Annotated in this window: 15 protein-coding genes; all 15 read left to right on the forward strand. The window is 72.1% G+C overall.

Annotation, left to right across the window (positions count from 1 at the left end):
* Positions 1 to 75 precede the first annotated feature (75 nt).
* Positions 76 to 1,191, forward strand: coding sequence for a mannose-1-phosphate guanylyltransferase (locus P8S73_RS10235; RefSeq protein ID WP_259920207.1), 1,116 nt, complete (start codon positions 76 to 78; stop codon positions 1,189 to 1,191).
* Between the two features lie 256 nt (positions 1,192 to 1,447).
* Complete coding sequence (locus P8S73_RS10240; protein ID WP_047978105.1) at positions 1,448 to 2,707, forward strand: amidohydrolase; 1,260 nt, start codon at positions 1,448 to 1,450, stop codon at positions 2,705 to 2,707.
* A 144-nt stretch (positions 2,708 to 2,851) separates the two neighbouring features.
* A complete protein-coding gene (locus P8S73_RS10245) occupies positions 2,852 to 3,943 on the forward strand; it encodes a BMP family protein (RefSeq protein WP_019310200.1) in 1,092 nt (363 codons plus the stop codon).
* 27 nt (positions 3,944 to 3,970) lie between these two features.
* Positions 3,971 to 5,731 (forward strand): ABC transporter ATP-binding protein, encoded by a 1,761-nt coding sequence (locus P8S73_RS10250; RefSeq protein ID WP_059280832.1) that lies wholly within the window; start codon positions 3,971 to 3,973, stop codon positions 5,729 to 5,731.
* Entirely contained in the window at positions 5,728 to 6,939 is a 1,212-nt protein-coding gene (locus tag P8S73_RS10255) for an ABC transporter permease (RefSeq protein ID WP_059280833.1), read from the forward strand. The genes P8S73_RS10250 and P8S73_RS10255 overlap by 4 nt, the downstream gene beginning before the upstream one ends.
* The gene (locus P8S73_RS10260) at positions 6,936 to 8,258 is read left to right on the forward strand and encodes an ABC transporter permease (protein WP_059280834.1); all 1,323 of its coding nucleotides are present in this window, start codon (positions 6,936 to 6,938) and stop codon (positions 8,256 to 8,258) included. The genes P8S73_RS10255 and P8S73_RS10260 overlap by 4 nt, the downstream gene beginning before the upstream one ends.
* 136 nt (positions 8,259 to 8,394) lie before the next feature.
* The gene (locus P8S73_RS10265; RefSeq protein WP_019310196.1) at positions 8,395 to 8,802 is read left to right on the forward strand and encodes a cytidine deaminase; all 408 of its coding nucleotides are present in this window, start codon (positions 8,395 to 8,397) and stop codon (positions 8,800 to 8,802) included.
* Between the two features lie 103 nt (positions 8,803 to 8,905).
* Positions 8,906 to 10,807 carry a hypothetical protein gene (locus P8S73_RS10270; protein WP_124108905.1) on the forward strand — a complete coding sequence of 634 codons (1,902 nt, stop codon included), beginning with the start codon at positions 8,906 to 8,908 and terminating at the stop codon, positions 10,805 to 10,807.
* A 4-nt stretch (positions 10,808 to 10,811) separates the two neighbouring features.
* On the forward strand, positions 10,812 to 12,023 hold the full coding sequence (locus tag P8S73_RS10275; protein WP_396350371.1) for an adenosine deaminase: 1,212 nt from the start codon (positions 10,812 to 10,814) through the stop codon (positions 12,021 to 12,023).
* Entirely contained in the window at positions 12,020 to 12,964 is a 945-nt protein-coding gene (locus P8S73_RS10280; protein ID WP_145000941.1) for a MazG family protein, read from the forward strand. Before P8S73_RS10275 ends, P8S73_RS10280 begins: the two co-directional genes overlap by 4 nt.
* Before the next feature lie 104 nt (positions 12,965 to 13,068).
* Entirely contained in the window at positions 13,069 to 14,352 is a 1,284-nt protein-coding gene (gene eno, locus P8S73_RS10285) for a phosphopyruvate hydratase (RefSeq protein ID WP_019310193.1), read from the forward strand.
* Between the two features lie 139 nt (positions 14,353 to 14,491).
* Positions 14,492 to 15,067, forward strand: coding sequence for a septum formation initiator family protein (locus tag P8S73_RS10290; RefSeq protein WP_019310192.1), 576 nt, complete (start codon positions 14,492 to 14,494; stop codon positions 15,065 to 15,067).
* Complete coding sequence (locus P8S73_RS10295; RefSeq protein WP_019310191.1) at positions 15,064 to 15,609, forward strand: DUF501 domain-containing protein; 546 nt, start codon at positions 15,064 to 15,066, stop codon at positions 15,607 to 15,609. Before P8S73_RS10290 ends, P8S73_RS10295 begins: the two co-directional genes overlap by 4 nt.
* Before the next feature lie 44 nt (positions 15,610 to 15,653).
* Positions 15,654 to 16,604: a Ppx/GppA phosphatase family protein gene (locus P8S73_RS10300; RefSeq protein WP_039100908.1), complete on the forward strand. Its 951-nt coding sequence runs from the start codon at positions 15,654 to 15,656 to the stop codon at positions 16,602 to 16,604.
* A gap of 78 nt (positions 16,605 to 16,682) precedes the next feature.
* Positions 16,683 to 18,041, forward strand: a complete 1,359-nt coding sequence (locus tag P8S73_RS10305) for a S8 family serine peptidase (RefSeq protein WP_019310189.1) — start codon at positions 16,683 to 16,685, stop codon at positions 18,039 to 18,041.
* Positions 18,042 to 18,103: the final 62 nt, after the last annotated feature.

Below are 18,103 nucleotides of genomic sequence, written 5' to 3' on the forward strand. Positions count from 1 at the left end.
GATGCCGTTCGTCCGGGCGAGATCACAGGCGCGAGATCCGCGGAGCAGCGCGGGTCTGGCCGTACACTGACGGGCGTGACTTCGCCATTGCAACGATTCCATCCGTTCATCCCGGCGGGCGGCGTGGGCTCCCGGCTGTGGCCCCTGTCCCGCGCGGACGCCCCCAAGTTCCTGCTGGACCTCACCGGCTCGGGCTCGTCCCTGCTGCGCGCCACCTACGACCGGCTGGCCGCGCTGACGGACGGGCCCATCATGGTGGTCACGGGACGCTCGCACGCGGGAGCGGTGCAGGAGCAGCTGCCGGAGCTCACGGACGGGGACCTCGTGCTGGAGCCGTCGCCGAAGGACTCGGCGGCGGCGATCGGGCTGGCGTGCACGCTCATCGCCCGGCGCGATCCCACGGCGATCATCGGCTCGTTCGCCGCGGACCACGTGGTGGAGCCCGCGGAGGCGTTCCAGGAGGTGGTCCGCGAGGCGGTGCAGGCGGCGGACACCGGACGGATCGTGACCATCGGCATCACCCCGTCGTCCCCGGCCACGGGCTTCGGGTACATCAAGGCGGGGGAGTCCCTGGGGCTCGAGGGGGCGCCCCACGCGCTCGCGGTCGAGCAGTTCGTGGAGAAGCCGGACGAGGAGACCGCCCGGCAGTACGTGGCCAGCGGCCGCTACACGTGGAACGCGGGGATGTTCGTGGCACCGGTGGGTCTCATGCTCGAGTACCTGCGCGAGAGCGAGCCCGAGCTGGCCAGGGGGCTGGACCGGATCGCCGACGCCTGGGACACCCCCGAGCGCGACGTCGTGGTGGACGAGGTCTGGCCCACCCTGACCAAGACCGCGATCGACTACGCCGTGGCGGAGCCCGCCGCCGCCGCGGGTGCCGTGGCCATGGTCCCCGGGGACTTCACGTGGGAGGACGTGGGGGACTTCGCCGCGATCAACCGCCTCAACAAGGTGGACCCGCAGACCGATTCCCAGGTGTCCATCCTGGGGCAGAACAACCGGGTGCTCGCGGACGAGTCCTCCGGGATCGTGGTCTCGGACACCGGGCGGCTCATCGCGCTGATCGGTGTGGAGGACATCGTGGTGGTGGACACCCCGGACGCCCTTCTCGTCACCACCGCGGAGCACGCCCAGCGCGTGAAGAACGCCGTGGACTCCCTCAAGCGCAACGGGGACACGGACGTCCTCTGACAACCGGCCGCCGGCCCGTCCCGGCTGCGGCGCCCGCGGCCTACTCCCGCCCCGGGGTGGCCCAGGATCACGCGCCCGGCCACGGTTGCGGTGACCGCCGCCTGCCCCGGCGCCGGTGACCACCACCCTCCCCGCCGCGGACGACGCCGCCCGCGCGCCACCGTGCCGCGTGCCGCCGCGCGCGGTGGTGGCCACCCCGGGGAGGGGCACCCGGGTGCGATCCGCGTCACTGCGCCGCGGCGGTACTCTGGCTCTCATGTTGGATCTGCCGCTGCCCTCCGCCGACGACGTGGGCCTGCCCCCCGCGATCGGACCCCTGCTCTCCCACTACCTCCCGGACCTGATCCGCTTCCGGCGCGACGTGCACCGCCACCCGGAACTGTCCTACGAGGAGTACCGCACCACCGAGCGGATCGTGAACGCCCTGGAGGCCTCCGGTCTGCGCCCCGTGCGGTTCGAGCGCACCGGCTGCTACGTGGACGTGGGTCGCGGGCCCGTGATGGTGGGGCTGCGTGCGGACATCGACGCCCTGCCGATCCTGGAGGACACGGGGCTGGAGTACGCGTCCATCCACGAGGGCGTGATGCACGCGTGCGGACACGACATCCACACCACCGTGATGCTCGGGGTGGCCCGGGTGCTCGCGGACCTGCACCGCTCCTCGCCGTTCGCGGGCACCGTGCGGATCGTGTTCCAGCCCGCGGAGGAGAAGCTGCCGGGCGGGGCGCTGAGCATCATCAAGCAGAACGTGCTGGCAGGCGTGCCGCGGATGTTCGCCCTGCACTGCGAGCCCAAGCTGGACGTGGGGCAGGTGGGCACCAGGATCGGGGCCATCACCTCGGCGTCCGACACCATCCGGATCGAGCTGTCCGGGCGCGGCGGGCACACGTCCCGCCCGCACCTCACGGAGGACCTGGTCTACGCCATGAGCCAGATCGCGATCGACGTGCCCGCGGTGCTCTCCCGGCGCGTGGACGTGCGCTCGGGCGTGGCCGTGGTGTGGGGGCAGATCCACGCGGGGGTGGCCCCCAACGCCATTCCCATGTCCGGGTTCATGGCCGGGACCATGCGCTGCCTGGACGCGGATGCCTGGTACCAGGCCGGGGAGATGCTCGACGAGGTCGTCGGCCAGGTGGCGGCCCCCTACGGGGTGAACGTGGACCTCGAGCACATCCGCGGCGTGCCGCCCGTGGTCAACGGCGAGACCGAGACCACCCTGCTGGAGATCGCCGCCCGCGCGGAGCTGGGGGAGGAGAGCATCCTGCTCGTGGAGCAGTCCATGGGCGGGGAGGACTTCGCGTGGTTCCTGCAGCACGTGCCCGGCGCCATGATGCGCCTGGGCACCCGTGAGCCGGGAGGACGCACGTACGACCTGCACCAGTCCGACTACGCCCCGCAGGAGGAGGCCATCCGGTGCGGCGTGCAGGTCATGGCGTCCGCCGCGCTGCGGGCGGTCCGGCTGCGGGTGCGCGAGCTGACAGACGCGGCACAGGTTCCGGAACGGTCCGAGGGCTGACACGCCGACACTCGGTGCACGGCCAGGGATTCATGGGGCTACACTGAGCGGACCTATGATCCGGGTCACGTCCTTCTCGCGGTTCCACCGCGGTGCGAGGACCCGGTTCTGCGCGCCCCCAGCCCGATCCCACCGGAGGACCCCATGACCACTCGACGTTTCCGCGCTCTCGGCGCCCTCGGACTGGCCGGGCTGACCGGCCTCACCCTGGCAGGCTGCGGTGCCGCACCGGACAGCTCCGGGGACAGCAGCGCACAGGCGTCCGACTTCAAGGGCTGCATCGTCTCCGACGACGGCGGCTTCCAGGACCGCTCGTTCAACCAGAGCTCCTACGAGGGCCTCAAGGCAGCGGAGGAGCACAAGGGCATTAAGATCAGCCAGGCCGAGTCCCAGTCCGAGACGGAGTTCGAGCCCAACCTGACCTCCATGGCGCAGCAGGGCTGCAACCTCACCGTGTCGGTGGGCTTCCTCCTCGCGGACACCACCAAGAAGGTCGCGGAGGCCAACCCCGACAAGCACTTCGCGATCGTGGACGACAACTCGATCAAGGCCGACAACGTCAAGCCGATCGTGTACAACACCGCGGAGGCGGCCTTCCTGGCCGGCTACCTCGCGGCCGGCAGCTCCGAGACCGGCAAGGTGGCCACCTACGGGGGCATGGACATCCCCACCGTGACCGTGTTCATGGACGGTTTCTCGGACGGCGTGAAGTACTACAACGAGAAGAACAAGAAGGACGTCAAGGTCCTCGGGTGGAACAAGGACTCGCAGAACGGCACGTTCCTGAGCTCCTTCCAGGACTCCTCCAAGGCCAAGACCGTGACCCAGAACCTCGTCGGTGACGGCGCCGACGTCGTGCTCCCGGTCGCGGGCCAGGCCGCCCAGGGCACCGTGGACGCGGTGGTCGAGGCGAACAAGGGCAACAAGAACGTGCGGCTGATCTGGCCGGACACGGACGGCTACGAGACCCTCGACTCCGGCAAGGAGTTCCTGCTCACCTCGGTGCTGAAGGAGATGACCACCTCCGTGGAGGACGTCGTCACCCAGGCCGCGGACGGCAAGTTCGACAACAGCCAGTACGTGGGCACCCTCGAGAACGGCGGGGTGGGTCTCGCGCCATACCACGACCAGGAGTCGAAGGTGGGGGAGGACCTTGACAAGGAGGTCCAGCAGCTGAAGCAGGACATCATCGACGGCAAGGTCACGGTGGAGTCCGAGAACGCCCCCAAGTCCTGACCGAGCGCGCAGGCAGGAGCTAACGACGTGCAGCTGAAACTCACGGACGTCACCAAGAAGTTCGGTGACTTCACCGCCAACAACCGTGTGAACCTGACCGTGGAACCCCACCAGATCCACTGTCTGCTCGGGGAGAACGGAGCGGGCAAGTCCACGCTCATGAACGTCCTCTACGGTCTCTACGAACCCACGTCCGGGAGCGTGGAGATCGACGGTGAACCCGTGAGGTTCAGCGGCCCCGGCGACGCCATGGCGGCCGGGATCGGCATGGTGCACCAGCACTTCATGCTCGTCCCGGTCTTCACGGTGGCCGAGAACGTGGCGCTGGGGCACGAGAGCACCCGGGGCGTGTCCCTGGACCTGGAGACCACGCGGGCCAGGATCCGGGAGATCTCCCGGCGCTACGGCTTCGACGTGGACCCCGACGCCGTGGTCGAGGACCTGCCCGTGGGCGTGCAGCAGCGCGTGGAGATCATCAAGGCGCTCGTGCGCGACGCGCGGGTGCTGATCCTGGACGAGCCCACGGCCGTGCTGACCCCACGGGAGACGGACGAGCTGCTGCAGATCATGCGCCAGCTGCGGGATGGCGGCACCTCCATCGTGTTCATCTCGCACAAGCTGCGGGAGGTGCGGGCCGTCTCGGACGTGATCACCGTGATCCGCCGTGGCGAGGTGGTGGGGCACGTGGGCCCCGAGGCGTCCACGGAGGAGCTCGCGGCCCTGATGGTGGGCCGGAAGGTCTCCCTCACGGTGGAGAAGGAGCCGGTCCTGCCGAGCGGTGCCGCACTCGAGGTGCGCGACCTCACGGTCGTCGGGGACAACGGTCTCGTGGTGCTGGACGGCGTGAGCTTCGACGTGGCCCCCGGGGAGATCCTCGCCGTGGCCGGCGTGCAGGGCAACGGCCAGACCGAGCTGACCCAGGCGCTCGTGGGGCTCGAGGACCGCGTGACGGGGTCCGCGCGCCTGGACGGCCACGAGCTCGTGGGGCTGCGCACGCGCGAGGTGCTGGCCCGGGGCGTCGGATTCGTGCCCGAGGACCGGTCCACGGACGGCCTCGTGAGCCCGTTCTCCGTGGCCGAGAACCTCGTGCTGGACCGCTACCGGGACCGCGAGTTCGCGGCGGGACCCTCGCTGCGGCTGGGCGCCATCGGCGAGAACGCCCGCTCCGCCGTGTCCGAGTACGACATCCGCACGGGATCCGTGGACTCCGCGGTGGTCACGCTGTCCGGCGGCAACCAGCAGAAGGTGGTGATCGCCCGCGAGCTCGGGCGCCCCCTCACGCTGTTCATCGCCTCCCAGCCCACGCGCGGTGTGGACGTGGGCTCGATCGAGTTCATCCACCGCCGCATCGTGGCGGAGCGGGACCGGGGCACCGCGGTGCTGATCGTCTCCACCGAGCTCGACGAGGTCTACGCGCTCGCGGACCGCATCGCGGTCTTCTTCCACGGTCGGCTGATGGGCATCGTGGGCCCGGAGACCCCGCGCGAGGCGCTCGGGCGCATGATGGCCGGCGAGCCCGCCGAGTCCGTGCTCCCCGCGGCCCCCTGGGACCACTCCGACGTCGCCTCGTCCCAGCAGGCCGACGGCGCCCACGTACCCGACGACGCCCACGCCGCAGCTGACGACGCCCACGCGACATCCGCCCACTCCGACGACACCGGCGCGGGCGCCACGCCCGCCGACGACGCCGCCCACCACGCGGTCCCCGGCGCGGCCTCTGACGCGCACCGGGGAAGCAGCGCGGCCGACCCGACCGACGACCGACCCGAGGGGGACCGCACGGCATGAGCGCGACCACCACACCGGCGCAGACCGACCAGGTGTCGGCGCCGCCACCGACCGAACTCGCCGCGGGCAGCCACCGCCGCACCCTGCTGGGCTCCACGCTCCAGTCGGTGCTGGCCGTGGTGGTGGCGCTGATCCTGGGCGGACTGCTGATCGCGGTCACCAACGAGGACGTCCGGGAGGCTGCGGGGTACTTCTTCGCGCGCCCCGGCGACACGCTGACCGCCATGTGGCAGGCCGCCTCGAGCGCCTACGTGGCCATGTTCCACGGTGCGGTGTACAACCCCGCCGGGGCCACGCTCGCCGACAAGCTCTACCCGCTGACGGAGACCCTCACCGTGGCCACCCCCCTGATCCTCGCGGGTCTCGGCGTGGCGCTCGCGTTCCGCGCGGGCCTGTTCAACATCGGTGCGCAGGGCCAGATCCTGATCGGGGCCACGCTGGCCGCGTGGGTGGGGTTCTCGTGGCACCTGCCCGCCGGGATCCACCTGCTCGCCGTGATGGCGGCCGGCGCCCTGGGCGGTGCCCTGTGGGGCGGGATCGTGGGGCTCATCAAGGCCCGCACGGGCGCCCACGAGGTCATCCTCACGATCATGCTCAACTACGTGGCGCTCAACCTGGTGGCGTGGCTGCTGACGCTGCCGGGCTTCCAGCGCGAGGGCTCGTCCAACCCCATCAGCCCTCCCGTGGACCAGACCGCCATGTTCCCCAAGCTGCTCGGGGACCAGTTCCGGCTGCACTGGGGCTTCGTGCTCGCGGTCCTGGCCACCGTGGCCGTGTCCTGGCTGCTCAACCGCTCCACCGTGGGCTTCGAGCTGCGGGCCGTGGGGGCCACCCCCCGCGCGGCGCGGACCGCGGGCATCTCCGTGACCCGCGGCTTCGTCGTCGTCATGCTGCTCGCGGGTCTGCTGGCGGGTCTCGCCGGCACCGCGCAGGTCTCCGGCACCGAGCACTCGCTCACGGCGGGCATTGCGGCCTCCTTCGGCTTCGACGCCATCACCGTGGCCCTGCTGGGCCGGTCCACACCGTGGGGCACGTTCTTCGCGGGGATCCTCTACGGGGCGTTCCGCGCGGGCGGGGTGACCATGCAGTCGATGACCGGCACCAACGTGGACATCGTGCTGGTCGTGCAGTCGCTCATCGTGCTGTTCGTGGCGCTGCCACCCCTGTTCACCTTCGCCACCCGTCGCTCGCAGGAGGTCGCCGCGTGAGCACCGCCACCGCTTCCCCCCACCTGGACGGCCCGGACGGCTCCGTGCCCGAGGCCGATCTGCCCACCTCCGCGGTGCTGCGCGACGTGGGCGTGCGGACCCTGCGACCCGCGGTCGGCCTGGCCGTGCTCGCGCTCGTGGCCCTCGTGGTCTTCGCCCTGAACGCCTCCGGGCAGTCGGTGCAGTTCCGCTTCTCCGGCGAGAACGACGCCGTGCGCCTGCCCGACGTCTCCGTGGCCTCGACACTGTGCGGCTGGGTGGTGACGGCCGTGCTGGCCGTGCTGGCCGGCTACGCCGCGGTACGGGCCCGCGCCCTGCCCCGCTGGGCCTCGCTCGTGGCCGGTTTCTTCTTCGTCACCGGATTCCTCGTGTGGATCGTGGGCACGGCCCAGACCCCCAGCATCTCCGTGACCGCACTGCTCGCGGGCTCCGTGGCCCTCGCCACGCCGCTGGTCTTCGGCTCCCTCGGGGGTCTGCTGTGCGAGCGCTCGGGCGTGGTGAACATCGCGATCGAGGCCCAGCTGCTCTTCGGTGCGTTCTCCGCGGCGGTCGTCGCAACGATCGCGGGCAGCGCCTGGGCGGGCCTGCTCGCGGCCGTCCTCGGTTCGGTGCTCGTGTCGGTGGTGCTCGCGGTCTTCGCCATCCGCTACCGCGTGAACCAGGTGATCGTGGGCGTGGTGCTCAACGTCCTGGTCTCCGGGCTCACGGGCTTCCTGTTCGCCACCGTGCTGGAGCCCAACGCGGCCGCGTTCAACTCCCCGGAGCGGCTGCCGCACGTGCGGATCCCGGTGCTGGCCGAGATCCCCGTGGTGGGGCCGGTGCTCTTCGACCAGTCCGTGATCGGATACATCATGTACGCCACCGTGGCCGTGGTGTGGTTCGCGCTGTACCGCACGCGGTGGGGCCTGCGGACCCGAGCGGTGGGCGAGCACCCCAAGGCCGCAGACACCCTGGGCATCCCCGTCAACGCCCTGCGCGTGCGCAACGTGCTGCTGGGCGGTGCGGTGGCCGGGCTGGGCGGTGCGTTCTACACGCTCGTGTCGGTGTCCGCGTTCACCCGGGACATGACGGCGGGCTCCGGCTACATTGCGCTGGCGGCCCTGATCTTCGGGCGGTGGAACCCCGTGGGGGCGCTGCTGGCCTCGCTGCTGTTCGGCTTCGCGTCCAACCTGGAGTCGATCCTCTCCTTCCTGGGCACCCCGGTGCCCAGCCAGTTCCTGGCCATGCTCCCGTACGTGGTCACCATCCTCGCGGTGGCGGGCCTCGTGGGCCGGTCACGGGGGCCGGCCGCCTCGGGTGAGCCCTACCTCAAGGAGTGACCACCCCGCCCGGCGAGCGCCTCGACGGCGTAGCGTCGGGGGTGGACCTCCCGCGCGGTGGCGCGCTGAGCGGCGTCGCCGGGAGAATCCGCACAAGGACCCGCACGAGAACCCAGGACCAGGAGCGCACGACACCATGACCGAGAACCAGCAGATTGTGGACGAGTCCACCTGGCAGCGGCTGCAGCGGGCGGCCACCGAGGCCCTCGAGCACTCCTACTCCCCGTACTCCCGCTTCCCCGTGGGAGCGGCGGCACTCGTGGACGATGGCCGCGTGGTCACCGGGGCCAACATCGAGAACGCCTCCTACGGTGTGACCCTGTGCGCGGAGTGCTCGCTCGTGAGCGCGCTGTTCATGTCCGGCGGCGGCAAGCTTGTGGCCTTCGTGTGCGTGGACGGGCACGGGGAGGTGCTGATGCCGTGCGGGCGCTGCCGGCAGCTGCTGTACGAGCACCGCGCTCCCGGGCTGCAGCTGCTCACCGTGAGCGGTGTTCGCAGCATGGACCAGGTGCTGCCGGACGCGTTCGGGCCCGAGAACCTGTGACCCGCCGAGCCGCCGGGGGAGCGTCCGGCTCCCGGGTGGCTCCCGAGCGGCCCGCCTATACTGAGCACCAGACCGAGCCCGGCTTTCGAAGGGAAACATTCACGTGGGTTTGAGAGATCTGTTCCGCAGCAAGAACACCACCCCGACACCCCAGCCGTCGCCCGGCGCCGCGCCGTCAGACCCCGCGGTGGGACCCGTGTCCGGCCAGGCGACGCCGCCCGAGGCAGTGCAGAGCACCGCCGGGGATCACCACGAGCACCCGCGCCAGGAGCCGACCGCCGAGCCGCTGCCGCAGGACGGGGCGCTGCAGCACCTCGTGGAGCTCCTGCTGGCCCGGGGTGCGGACCGTGCCCGGCTGACCCTCGTGCAGTCCGGGAACATCATGACGCACCAGACGCGCCAGGCCGTGGGGGAGGCGCCGGACGAGGTGGAGAACGGGACCGTGGACCAGGGATCGCCCCTGTTCGACGACGTCGCAGACCTCTACACGCAGGCCATGAGCACCCCGGTGGGGCCGTGGCGCCAGCTGGACCTCGTGGTCTCGGCGTCCCACCACGCGGCGCACGAGATCACGGTGACCTACGACTACCCCACCGGGGAGTCGCGCACCGAGCACTACAGCCACCCCGGTGGTGGTTCCGTCCAGCAGCACCACGGTGCCTCCGACGAGTCGCGCACGGCCACGCCGGCGCACCACGAGGAGCAGCACCAGGCCAGCTCGGACGACCGCACGGAGGCCACGGACCGCGTCCAGGACCACCACGGAACCCCGGCGGGCCACGGCTCCGACGACCGGGCCGGTGCCCCCGGGCACGTGGACGCCGCGGGCGCGGGGACGGTGGCCGGCGGTGCGGCTGGGCTCGCCGCCGCGGGCACCTCGGGGGACCAGGGTGACCACATTGCCGATGCTCACCGTTCCGAGCAGGGCCACGCCCCCGGCGAGGCCGCAGAGCAGGTGCACACGGGCGCTCCGCAGGACTCCGACGCCGTGCGTGTGGTCTCCGACGGCCACACCGAGCCGGCCACGGACGGCGACGTCCTGGCCGCGGGCCAGGCGTCACCGGTGCTCGCGTCCGGCGAGCAGAGCTCCGCGGAGCGCGCCGAGGACGGCTCCCCGGCGGTGCCCGCCGAGGAACGGTCCGTGGATCCGGAGCGCGCCTTCGACGCACAGGACGGAGGATTCCCGGACGGCGCCGCAGGGTCGGAGGAGGACGAGCACTTCGACCAGGGCCTGGGCGAGGACCCCCGCATCCTGGGCGGTGGGCCCACCCATGACGGCGCGCGCGGTGCGCAGCCCGGAGCGGAGCACGCCGCTGCCACGGACACCCAGGACGCCCGGTCCTCGGAGGACCTGCCCGCCCACGTGGACGAGTCGGCGTTCGGCACGGAGTCCGAGGACACGCTGGTGCCCGCGCCCGTGCGCGCGGCGGTGGACGGCGACGACGATCCGGCCGGTGCGCCGCAGGTGGCCACTGCCACGGACGTGTCCCCGTCCTACCGGGCCCCTGCCCCGGAGCAGGACGTGGACCCCGATGCCCTCGCGACCGGCAACCTCGCGCTCACCGTGGGTGACGTCACGGCCCGCCTCGCGGATGCGCAGCGGCACCTGTTCGGACCGGAGGGCACCGCCCGTGAGGTCTCCACCGTGCTGATCCGCGTGCGCGCTCTCGGCACCTACTACGACGCCCTGACCCACGTGCGCCTCAACGGGTTCTGGGACCAGCGCCCCACCTTCGACCTGGTGCCCGAGGACCAGCTCAAGGTCCAGGAGCTCAAGGACGACTCGTACGTGGAGGGCTCCGGCGCCCCGCTGGCCATGATGTTCCGCTTCCGTCCGGGCGTTCCCCCTGAGGTCGCGTTCGACTACTCGGACGAGGAGGCGTTCGTGCGCTACGAGCAGCGCCTCCCGGGGCAGAACTACCTGGAGGAGCTGCGCATGTATCCGCGCACCGGCTCCAACATCCCCCAGCACGTCAACGACGCACTGCAGGACTGGAACTACTGACGCCATGAGCACTCGAACGACCCCCGAGGGCCCCGTCCGCACCACGGACGGGGCCCTCGGGCCACACGGACTGATCTCGCTGCACGACCACCTGGACGGCGCACTGCGCCCCGCCACCGTCGTGGATCTCGCGGCGCAGGTGGGCCACGAGCTGCCCACCACGGACCCGGCATCCCTGGGTCAGTGGTTCCGCGACAGCGCCGACTCCGGGAGCCTGCCGCGGTACCTGGAGACCTTCGCGCACACCGTGGCGGTGATGCAGACGGCACCGGCCCTGCGGCGCGTGGCCCGCGAGTACGTGGCGGACTGCGCAGCGGACGGCCTGGTCCACGCCGAGGTGCGCTGGGCACCGGAGCAGCACGTGGCCGGGGGACTCACTCTGGACCAGGCCGTGGACGCGGTGCAGAGCGGTCTCGCGGAGGGTGTCGCCGAGGTCAAGGCCGCAGGCGGGCACGTCTCGGTGGTCCAGATCTTGTGCGCCATGCGCCACCTGGACCGCTCCCGGGAGATCGCCGAGCTCGTGGTGCGGCGGCTGCGGGCGGCGTCGTCCCCGTCCGGGAACCCTGACGAGGCAGTCACCGGCGGCACGCCGGCCACGGACGTCGGCGCGCACACCCCCACGACGACGGCGGACGGCCAGGTTCCCGGGGAACCGGTGCCGGGATCCGTGGTGGGCTTCGACCTGGCGGGCCCGGAGGACGGCTTCCCCGCCTCGGCCCACCGGGACGCCCTGGAGCTTCTCGCGGCGGAGCACGTCCCCGTGACGCTGCACGCGGGGGAGGCCGCCGGCGCGGAGTCCATGGCCGACGCCCTCCGCTCGGGCCGGGCCCTGCGACTGGGGCACGGCGTGCGGCTGCTGGACGAGGACCGGGAGATGACCGCACCGCTGACCCTCTGGATCCGGGACCGGCGGATCGCGCTCGAGGTCTGCCCGTGCTCCAACCTGCAGACCGGAGCGAGCGCGGCGTGGGGCGCCACCGTTGCCGAGCACCCGGTGACGCGCCTGCTGCGGGCCGGATTCGCGGTGACGGTCTCTCCCGACAACCGCCTCATGAGCGGGACCTCCGTGACGCACGAACTGGACCGGCTGCGCTCCGAGGCGGGGTGGAGTTCCGAGGACGTGCTGCGGGTCCAGCGCACGGCGGCGCGCGCGGCCTTCGTGCCGGTGGCCTACCAGCAGTGGCTCGAGCAGCGCATCACGGGGGAGACCTCGTGAGCCCGGAGAGCACAGGACCCGCCGAGCGTTCGCACGGCGACGCGTTGCAGACCTCGGAGGGGGCCGGGGCCTCATCGCCCCGCGATGCGCGGCGGGCCCCGGAGGGCGCGGGGAGCCTGGCCCCTCGTCACGCCGCGACCGGCACGGCCACGCACGGTGCGGAGAGCACTGCGGGCGAGCAGTTCGAACGGCTGCTGGCGGTCATGGACCGGCTGCGCTCTCCGGGGGGCTGCCCGTGGGACGCGGAGCAGACCCACGAGTCGCTGCTGCGCTACCTCGTGGAGGAGGCCTACGAGGTGGTGGAGGCCGTGGAGACCCTCGAACCCTCGAGCCGCCGCCGGGACGAGCTCGTGGAGGAGCTCGGGGACGTGCTGCTGCAGGTGGTCTTCCACGCGCGGATCGGCCAGGAGCACCCGGCCCCGCAGGGCTTCGACGTCACGGACGTGATCTCCGCCGTGACGGACAAGCTCGTGCGCCGCCACCCGGCGGTGTTCGGCGGGGGCGCGGGGACCACCCTGATGGCCACCGGGAACACCCTGCTGGGTGAGGAGAACGTGGACGGCCAGGCGGCGTGGTCGGACGAGATCGCCGCCGCGGGGGAGCAGCCGGGCACCGCCGAGCTCGCCGCGCGCTGGGACGCCGTCAAACGGGACGAGAAACCGCAGCGCACGCGCATCTTCGACGGGATCCCCCCGGCGCTGCCCGCCCTGGCTCGCGCCGAGAAGGCGCTGTCCAAGGCCCGCCGGTACGCGGTCCCCGGGGTCGGACCCGTGGGTCCGGAGCTGCCGGAGGAGCAGCGCGAGGACGAGGAGCGCGAGCTGGGGGAGCGGCTGCTGCGCCAGGTGGCGGAGGCCTCCGCACGCGGCCTGGACGCCGAACGGGCCCTGCGCACGGCGGTGCGCCGCTTCGTGCGGGAGCACGACGGCCCGCTGCCCGGGTGAGCACCGTCATCCCGGGGCGTATCGCCGGGACACAGGCGCGCTCGGTAGGCTGGGACCCGGGGCCGGAACCGCCCCACGGGTCGACGACCGACAAGGAGATTTTCATGGCAATGATCATTGCGCTGCAAGCCCGCCAGATCCTGGATTCCCGCGGCAACCCCACGGTCGAGGTGGAGGCCCTGCTGGACGACGGCAGCTTCGGCCGCGCGGCCGTCCCCTCGGGTGCGTCAACGGGCGAGTTCGAGGCCGTGGAGCGCCGCGACGGCGACAAGAAGGTCTACCTGGGCAAGGGCGTCCTGGACGCCGTGCACGCCGTGGACGAGGAGCTGGAGCAGGCCGTGGTGGGTCTGGACGCGTCCGACCAGCGCGCCGTGGACCAGGCCATGCTCGAGCTCGACGGCACCGACAACAAGGCCAAGCTGGGCGCCAACGCGATCCTGGGTGCCTCCATGGCGATCGCCCGTGCGGCCGCGAGCTCCGCGGACCTGCCCCTCTACAAGTACCTGGGCGGCCCGAACGCCCACGTGCTGCCCGTGCCCATGATGAACATCCTCAACGGCGGCTCCCACGCGGACTCCAACGTGGACATCCAGGAGTTCATGATCGCCCCGATCGGCGCCCCCACGTTCTCCGAGGCCCTGCGCTGGGGCGTGGAGGTCTACCACAGCCTCAAGTCCGTGCTGAAGGACCGCGGCCTGTCCACGGGCCTGGGGGACGAGGGCGGCTTCGCCCCGAACCTGGACTCCAACTCGGCGGCACTGGATCTCATCCTCGAGGCCATCACGAAGGCCGGCTACAAGCCCGGCCGGGACATCGCCCTGGCCCTGGACGTGGCCTCGTCCGAGTTCTTCGAGAAGGGCAAGTACACCTTCGAGGGCAAGAAGCGCTCCGCGGAGGAGATGTCCGCGTACTTCGAGGACCTCGTGAAGAAGTACCCGCTCGTGTCCATCGAGGACCCCCTGGACGAGGACGACTGGAAGGGCTGGGCCACGCTCACCGAGCACATCGGTGACAAGGTGCAGCTCGTGGGCGACGACCTCTTCGTGACCAACCCGGAGCGGCTGGCCCGCGGCATCCAGGAGGACGTGGCCAACTCCCTGCTGGTCAAGGTCAACCAGATCGGCTCGCTGACCGAGACCTTCGACGCCGTGGAGCTCGCCCAGCGCAACGGCTACCGCTGCATGATCTCCCACCGTTCCGGTGAGACCGAGGACACCACCATCGCGGACATCGCGGTGGCCGTGAACGCGGGCCAGATCAAGACCGGTGCCCCGGCACGCTCCGAGCGCGTGGCCAAGTACAACCAGCTGCTGCGCATCGAGGAGGAGCTCGGCGACGCCGCGGTCTACGCGGGTGCCTCGGCCTTCCCGCGCTTCACCGCCAAGTAGGCCCGCCGCGCGGCGTCCCCGGACGCCCCGCCCGGCCACGACGACGCCGCCCGGTTCCGCCCAGGGGACCGGGCGGCATCGTGCTGCGGGTAGACTGGCCGAGCACGATCCGCCCCACGACGTCACCCGGGAGGTACGCATGGTCGGTCCCCGCCCCCGGATCCCCCGACGCACACCGCGCCCCGCGCAGCAGGCCCCTCGGACCGAGCGACCGGACCCGCGCCGCGACGCCGCACCGCGTCCCGAGCGCTCCGCGGGAGGCTCGTCCACGCTGGCGGCGCCCACGCCCGCGCACTCGTTCAACGGGCGCCTGGTGGCCCTGGTCGTCGTGGCCACGCTGATCGTGTTCCTGGCCGCGCCCACCGCCAAGATCTTCCTGGACCAGCGGGCGCAGATCTCCGAGCTGCAGGCGAGCATCGCCCACGAGGAGCAGCGCCAGCAGGAGCTCAAGCGCGAGGAGCAGCTCTGGGGGGACGACGCCTACGTGGAGCAGCAGGCCCGGGAGCGGATGTCCTACGTGAAGCCCGGTGAGAGCGCCTACGTGGTGCTCGGCGGGCAGCAGGAGCTGCACCAGGCCCCGGAGTCCTCGGCCGAGCAGGTCGAGGCCGGCAAACCAGCGTGGGCGGACGGGCTCTGGCAGTCGGTGCTCGACTCCGCCTACCCCCAGGAGGACATCACCCTGGAACCGCAACCGGACGAAAGCAGCGAGAAGTGACCGCACCGCACGACCCGACCGTCACGCCACAGGACCTCACCGTGGTGGGAGCCCAGCTCGGGAGGCCGGCCCGGGACGTCGTGGAGATCGCGGCGCGCTGCGTGTGCGGCAACCCCCTCGTGGTGGCCACGGCCCCGCGGCTGAGCAACGGCACCCCGTTCCCCACGGTCTTCTACCTGACCCATCCGGTGGTCACCGCCGCCGTGTCCCGGCTCGAGGCGGAGGGCGCCATGTACGCGATGTCCGACCGCGTGGCCCAGGATCCGGAGCTCGCCGAGCAGCACCGCGCGGCGCACGAGGACTACCTGGCCCAGCGGCGTCGTGTGGGCGAGCTCGCGGGCACCGGTGACGTCCCGGAGATCGAGGGGATCTCGGCCGGTGGGATGCCCACCCGGGTGAAGTGCCTGCACGTGCTCGTGGGCCACAGCCTGGCCGCGGGCCCCGGGGTGAACCCGCTCGGGGACGAGACCCTCGAGACCATCTCCGGGACGTGGACGCCGCAGCGCTGCGCGTGCGACCCCGCGTGGCGCGACGCGGCCTGACGCGCCGGACCCCTGCCCCCTTCGACACGAGGATCTCTGCTGCCATGCGCGTTGCTGCCATCGACTGCGGTACCAACTCCATCCGACTGCTCATCGCCGACGTGGTGACCCGCGAGCACCACCCCGCCCTGAAGGACGTGGTGCGCGAGATGCGCATCGTGCGCCTGGGTCAGGGTGTGGACGCCACGGGGTGGCTCGCCGAGGCCGCCCTCGAGCGCACGTTCGCCGCCGTGGACGAGTACGCCGCCCTGATCACCGAGCACGGTGCGGACAGGGTGCGTTTCGTGGCCACCTCCGCCACCCGGGACGCCGGCAACCGGGACGTGTTCGTGGCGGGCATCCGCTCCCGGCTGGGCGTGGTTCCTGAGGTCGTCAGCGGCGACGAGGAGGCCGCCCTGTCCTTCCGGGGCGCACTCAACGCGGCCCCGGGCCTGGACCCCGCGGACCGGGTGCTCGTGGTGGACGTGGGCGGCGGTTCCACGGAGTGCGTGCTGGGCACCCCCCGCGAGGTGCTGGCCGCCCGCAGCGTGGACGTGGGGTGCGTGCGCATGACGGAGCGCCACCTGGGCTCCAACCCTCCCACCGAGGAGCAGCAGGCCCACGTGCTCCGGGACGTGGACGAGGCCATGGACGTGGTGGCACGCACGGTCCCCCTGGAGCAGACCACCCGCCTGGTGGGAGTGGCGGGCACCGTCACCACCGTCACGGCCATGGCCATGGGTCTCAAGCGCTACGACCCCGACCGCATCAACGGGACGGTGCTGGACGTCGCGGACGTGGACCGCGCGTGCCGGGAGCTCACCGCCATGACCCGCAAGCAGCGGGCACGCCTGGGCTTCATGCACGAGGGCCGGGTGGACGTGATCGGGGCCGGAGCGCTCGTGTGGCGCCGCGTGGTCGAGCGGGTGGCCCGGGCAACGGACGGCCGGGTCGACACCGTGACCGCGAGCGAGCATGACATCCTGGACGGCATCGGCCTGTCGCTGGTGTCCTGACACCCGACACCTGACACCCGGCACCGCCGGGACCACCCGCGGCACGGACGGCGGGACACACGAGGAGACACGACGGACATGACCGGTCGATCGAGAACGCGCCGCGCGCTCGCGGGGTCGGCGGCGGCGCTGCTGCTCTCGGGAGCCACGCTCGCTCCCGCGCTGGCCCAGGACCCCGCGGTCCCCGCGCCAGCACCGTCCGTCCCGGTGGAGACCCCGGTGCAGCCCCCGCCCGCCGGTGGCAAGCCCCCGGTGGACGGGGCGGACATCCAGCAGAGCGAGTACTGGCTGGACGACTACGGGGTGCGCGACGCCTGGAAGCAGTCCACGGGCAAGGGCGTGAAGATCGCGGTGATCGACACGGGTGTGGACGGTGGCCACCAGGACCTCGCCGGCGGCGTGCTGCCGGGTGCGGACGCGTCCGCCGCCGGCCAGTCCGACGGCCAGAAGGGCCTCGGTGCCGAGCCCGAGCACGGAACCCTCGTCTCGTCCCTCGCGGCCGGACGCGGTCACGGGGCCCCGAACGAGAACGGCCCGGGCCACCAGGAGGGAATCCTCGGGGTGGCTCCAGACGCGGAGATCCTGCCGGTCTCCCTGTGGCTCGGCAACGAGCAGCCCGGTGTCAAGGACGTCAACGAGCAGATCCCCGAGGCCGTCCGGTGGGCCGTGGACCACGGCGCGGACGTGATCAACATGTCCGTGGGCTCCGACTCCACCTCCTGGCCGCAGTCCTGGGACTCCGCGTTCGCGTACGCGGAGGAGAAGGACGTGCTGGTGGTCGCCGCGGCGGGCAACAGGGGCTCCGGACTGAACCAGGTGGGCGCACCGGCCACCATCCCGGGCGTGGTGTCCGTGGGGGGCGTAGACCGTTCGGGCAGGGCCAGCTGGGACTCGTCCTCCCAGGGCATCTCGATCGCCGTGGCCGGTCCCAGTGAGGACATGGTGGGCGCGATGCCCGGTGACGGCTACGCGCAGTGGTCCGGCACCTCCGCCACCGCACCCCTCGTGGCGGGAACGGCGGCCCTGGTCATGGAGCAGCACCCGGAGCTCACGGCCGAGCAGGTCACGCAGCGCATCGTGAAGACCGCGCACGACGCGGGGGAGAAGGGCAAGGACCCGATCTACGGCTACGGGGTGCTGGACGTGCGCGCGGCCGTGCTCGACGACGTCGAGACCCCGGACGAGAACCCCATGGGCAGCGTGCGGCACTGGATCGACCAGAACCGTCCGCGCAGCGGCTCTGCCGCACCCACGGCCACCTCCGGCACCACGGACGGGGACACCCGGCAGGTCACCCAGGAGGCCACCCCGCCGGTCGCACAGGCACCGCTCAACGAGACCGGGGCGCTGCCGGTCGTGGTGCTCGCGTCCTTCGGGCTGGTGGTGACCGCTCTGACCGTGGCCGCCGTCCTGCACATCCGCCGGCTCTCCCGCTGATTTCACGATCAGCACACTTCCCGACCGTCACACCGCCAGCGAAAGCCCGGCACCGTGGGTAA

This window comes from Kocuria sp. ChxB (assembly GCF_044359605.1).
GTDB classification, from domain to species: domain Bacteria; phylum Actinomycetota; class Actinomycetes; order Actinomycetales; family Micrococcaceae; genus Kocuria; species Kocuria rhizophila.

Bases quoted from the DNA above. Each gene is read 5' to 3' on its own strand.
- P8S73_RS10245 (WP_019310200.1), top strand. From the start codon at position 2,852: ATGACCACTCGACGTTTCCGCGCTCTCGGCGCCCTCGGACTGGCCGGG.
- P8S73_RS10290 (WP_019310192.1), top strand. From the start codon at position 14,492: ATGGTCGGTCCCCGCCCCCGGATCCCCCGACGCACACCGCGCCCCGCG.
- P8S73_RS10240 (WP_047978105.1), top strand. From the start codon at position 1,448: ATGTTGGATCTGCCGCTGCCCTCCGCCGACGACGTGGGCCTGCCCCCC.
- P8S73_RS10255 (WP_059280833.1), top strand. From the start codon at position 5,728: ATGAGCGCGACCACCACACCGGCGCAGACCGACCAGGTGTCGGCGCCG.
- P8S73_RS10265 (WP_019310196.1), top strand. From the start codon at position 8,395: ATGACCGAGAACCAGCAGATTGTGGACGAGTCCACCTGGCAGCGGCTG.
- eno (WP_019310193.1), top strand. From the start codon at position 13,069: ATGGCAATGATCATTGCGCTGCAAGCCCGCCAGATCCTGGATTCCCGC.
- P8S73_RS10305 (WP_019310189.1), top strand. From the start codon at position 16,683: ATGACCGGTCGATCGAGAACGCGCCGCGCGCTCGCGGGGTCGGCGGCG.
- P8S73_RS10300 (WP_039100908.1), top strand. From the start codon at position 15,654: ATGCGCGTTGCTGCCATCGACTGCGGTACCAACTCCATCCGACTGCTC.
- P8S73_RS10275 (WP_396350371.1), top strand. From the start codon at position 10,812: ATGAGCACTCGAACGACCCCCGAGGGCCCCGTCCGCACCACGGACGGG.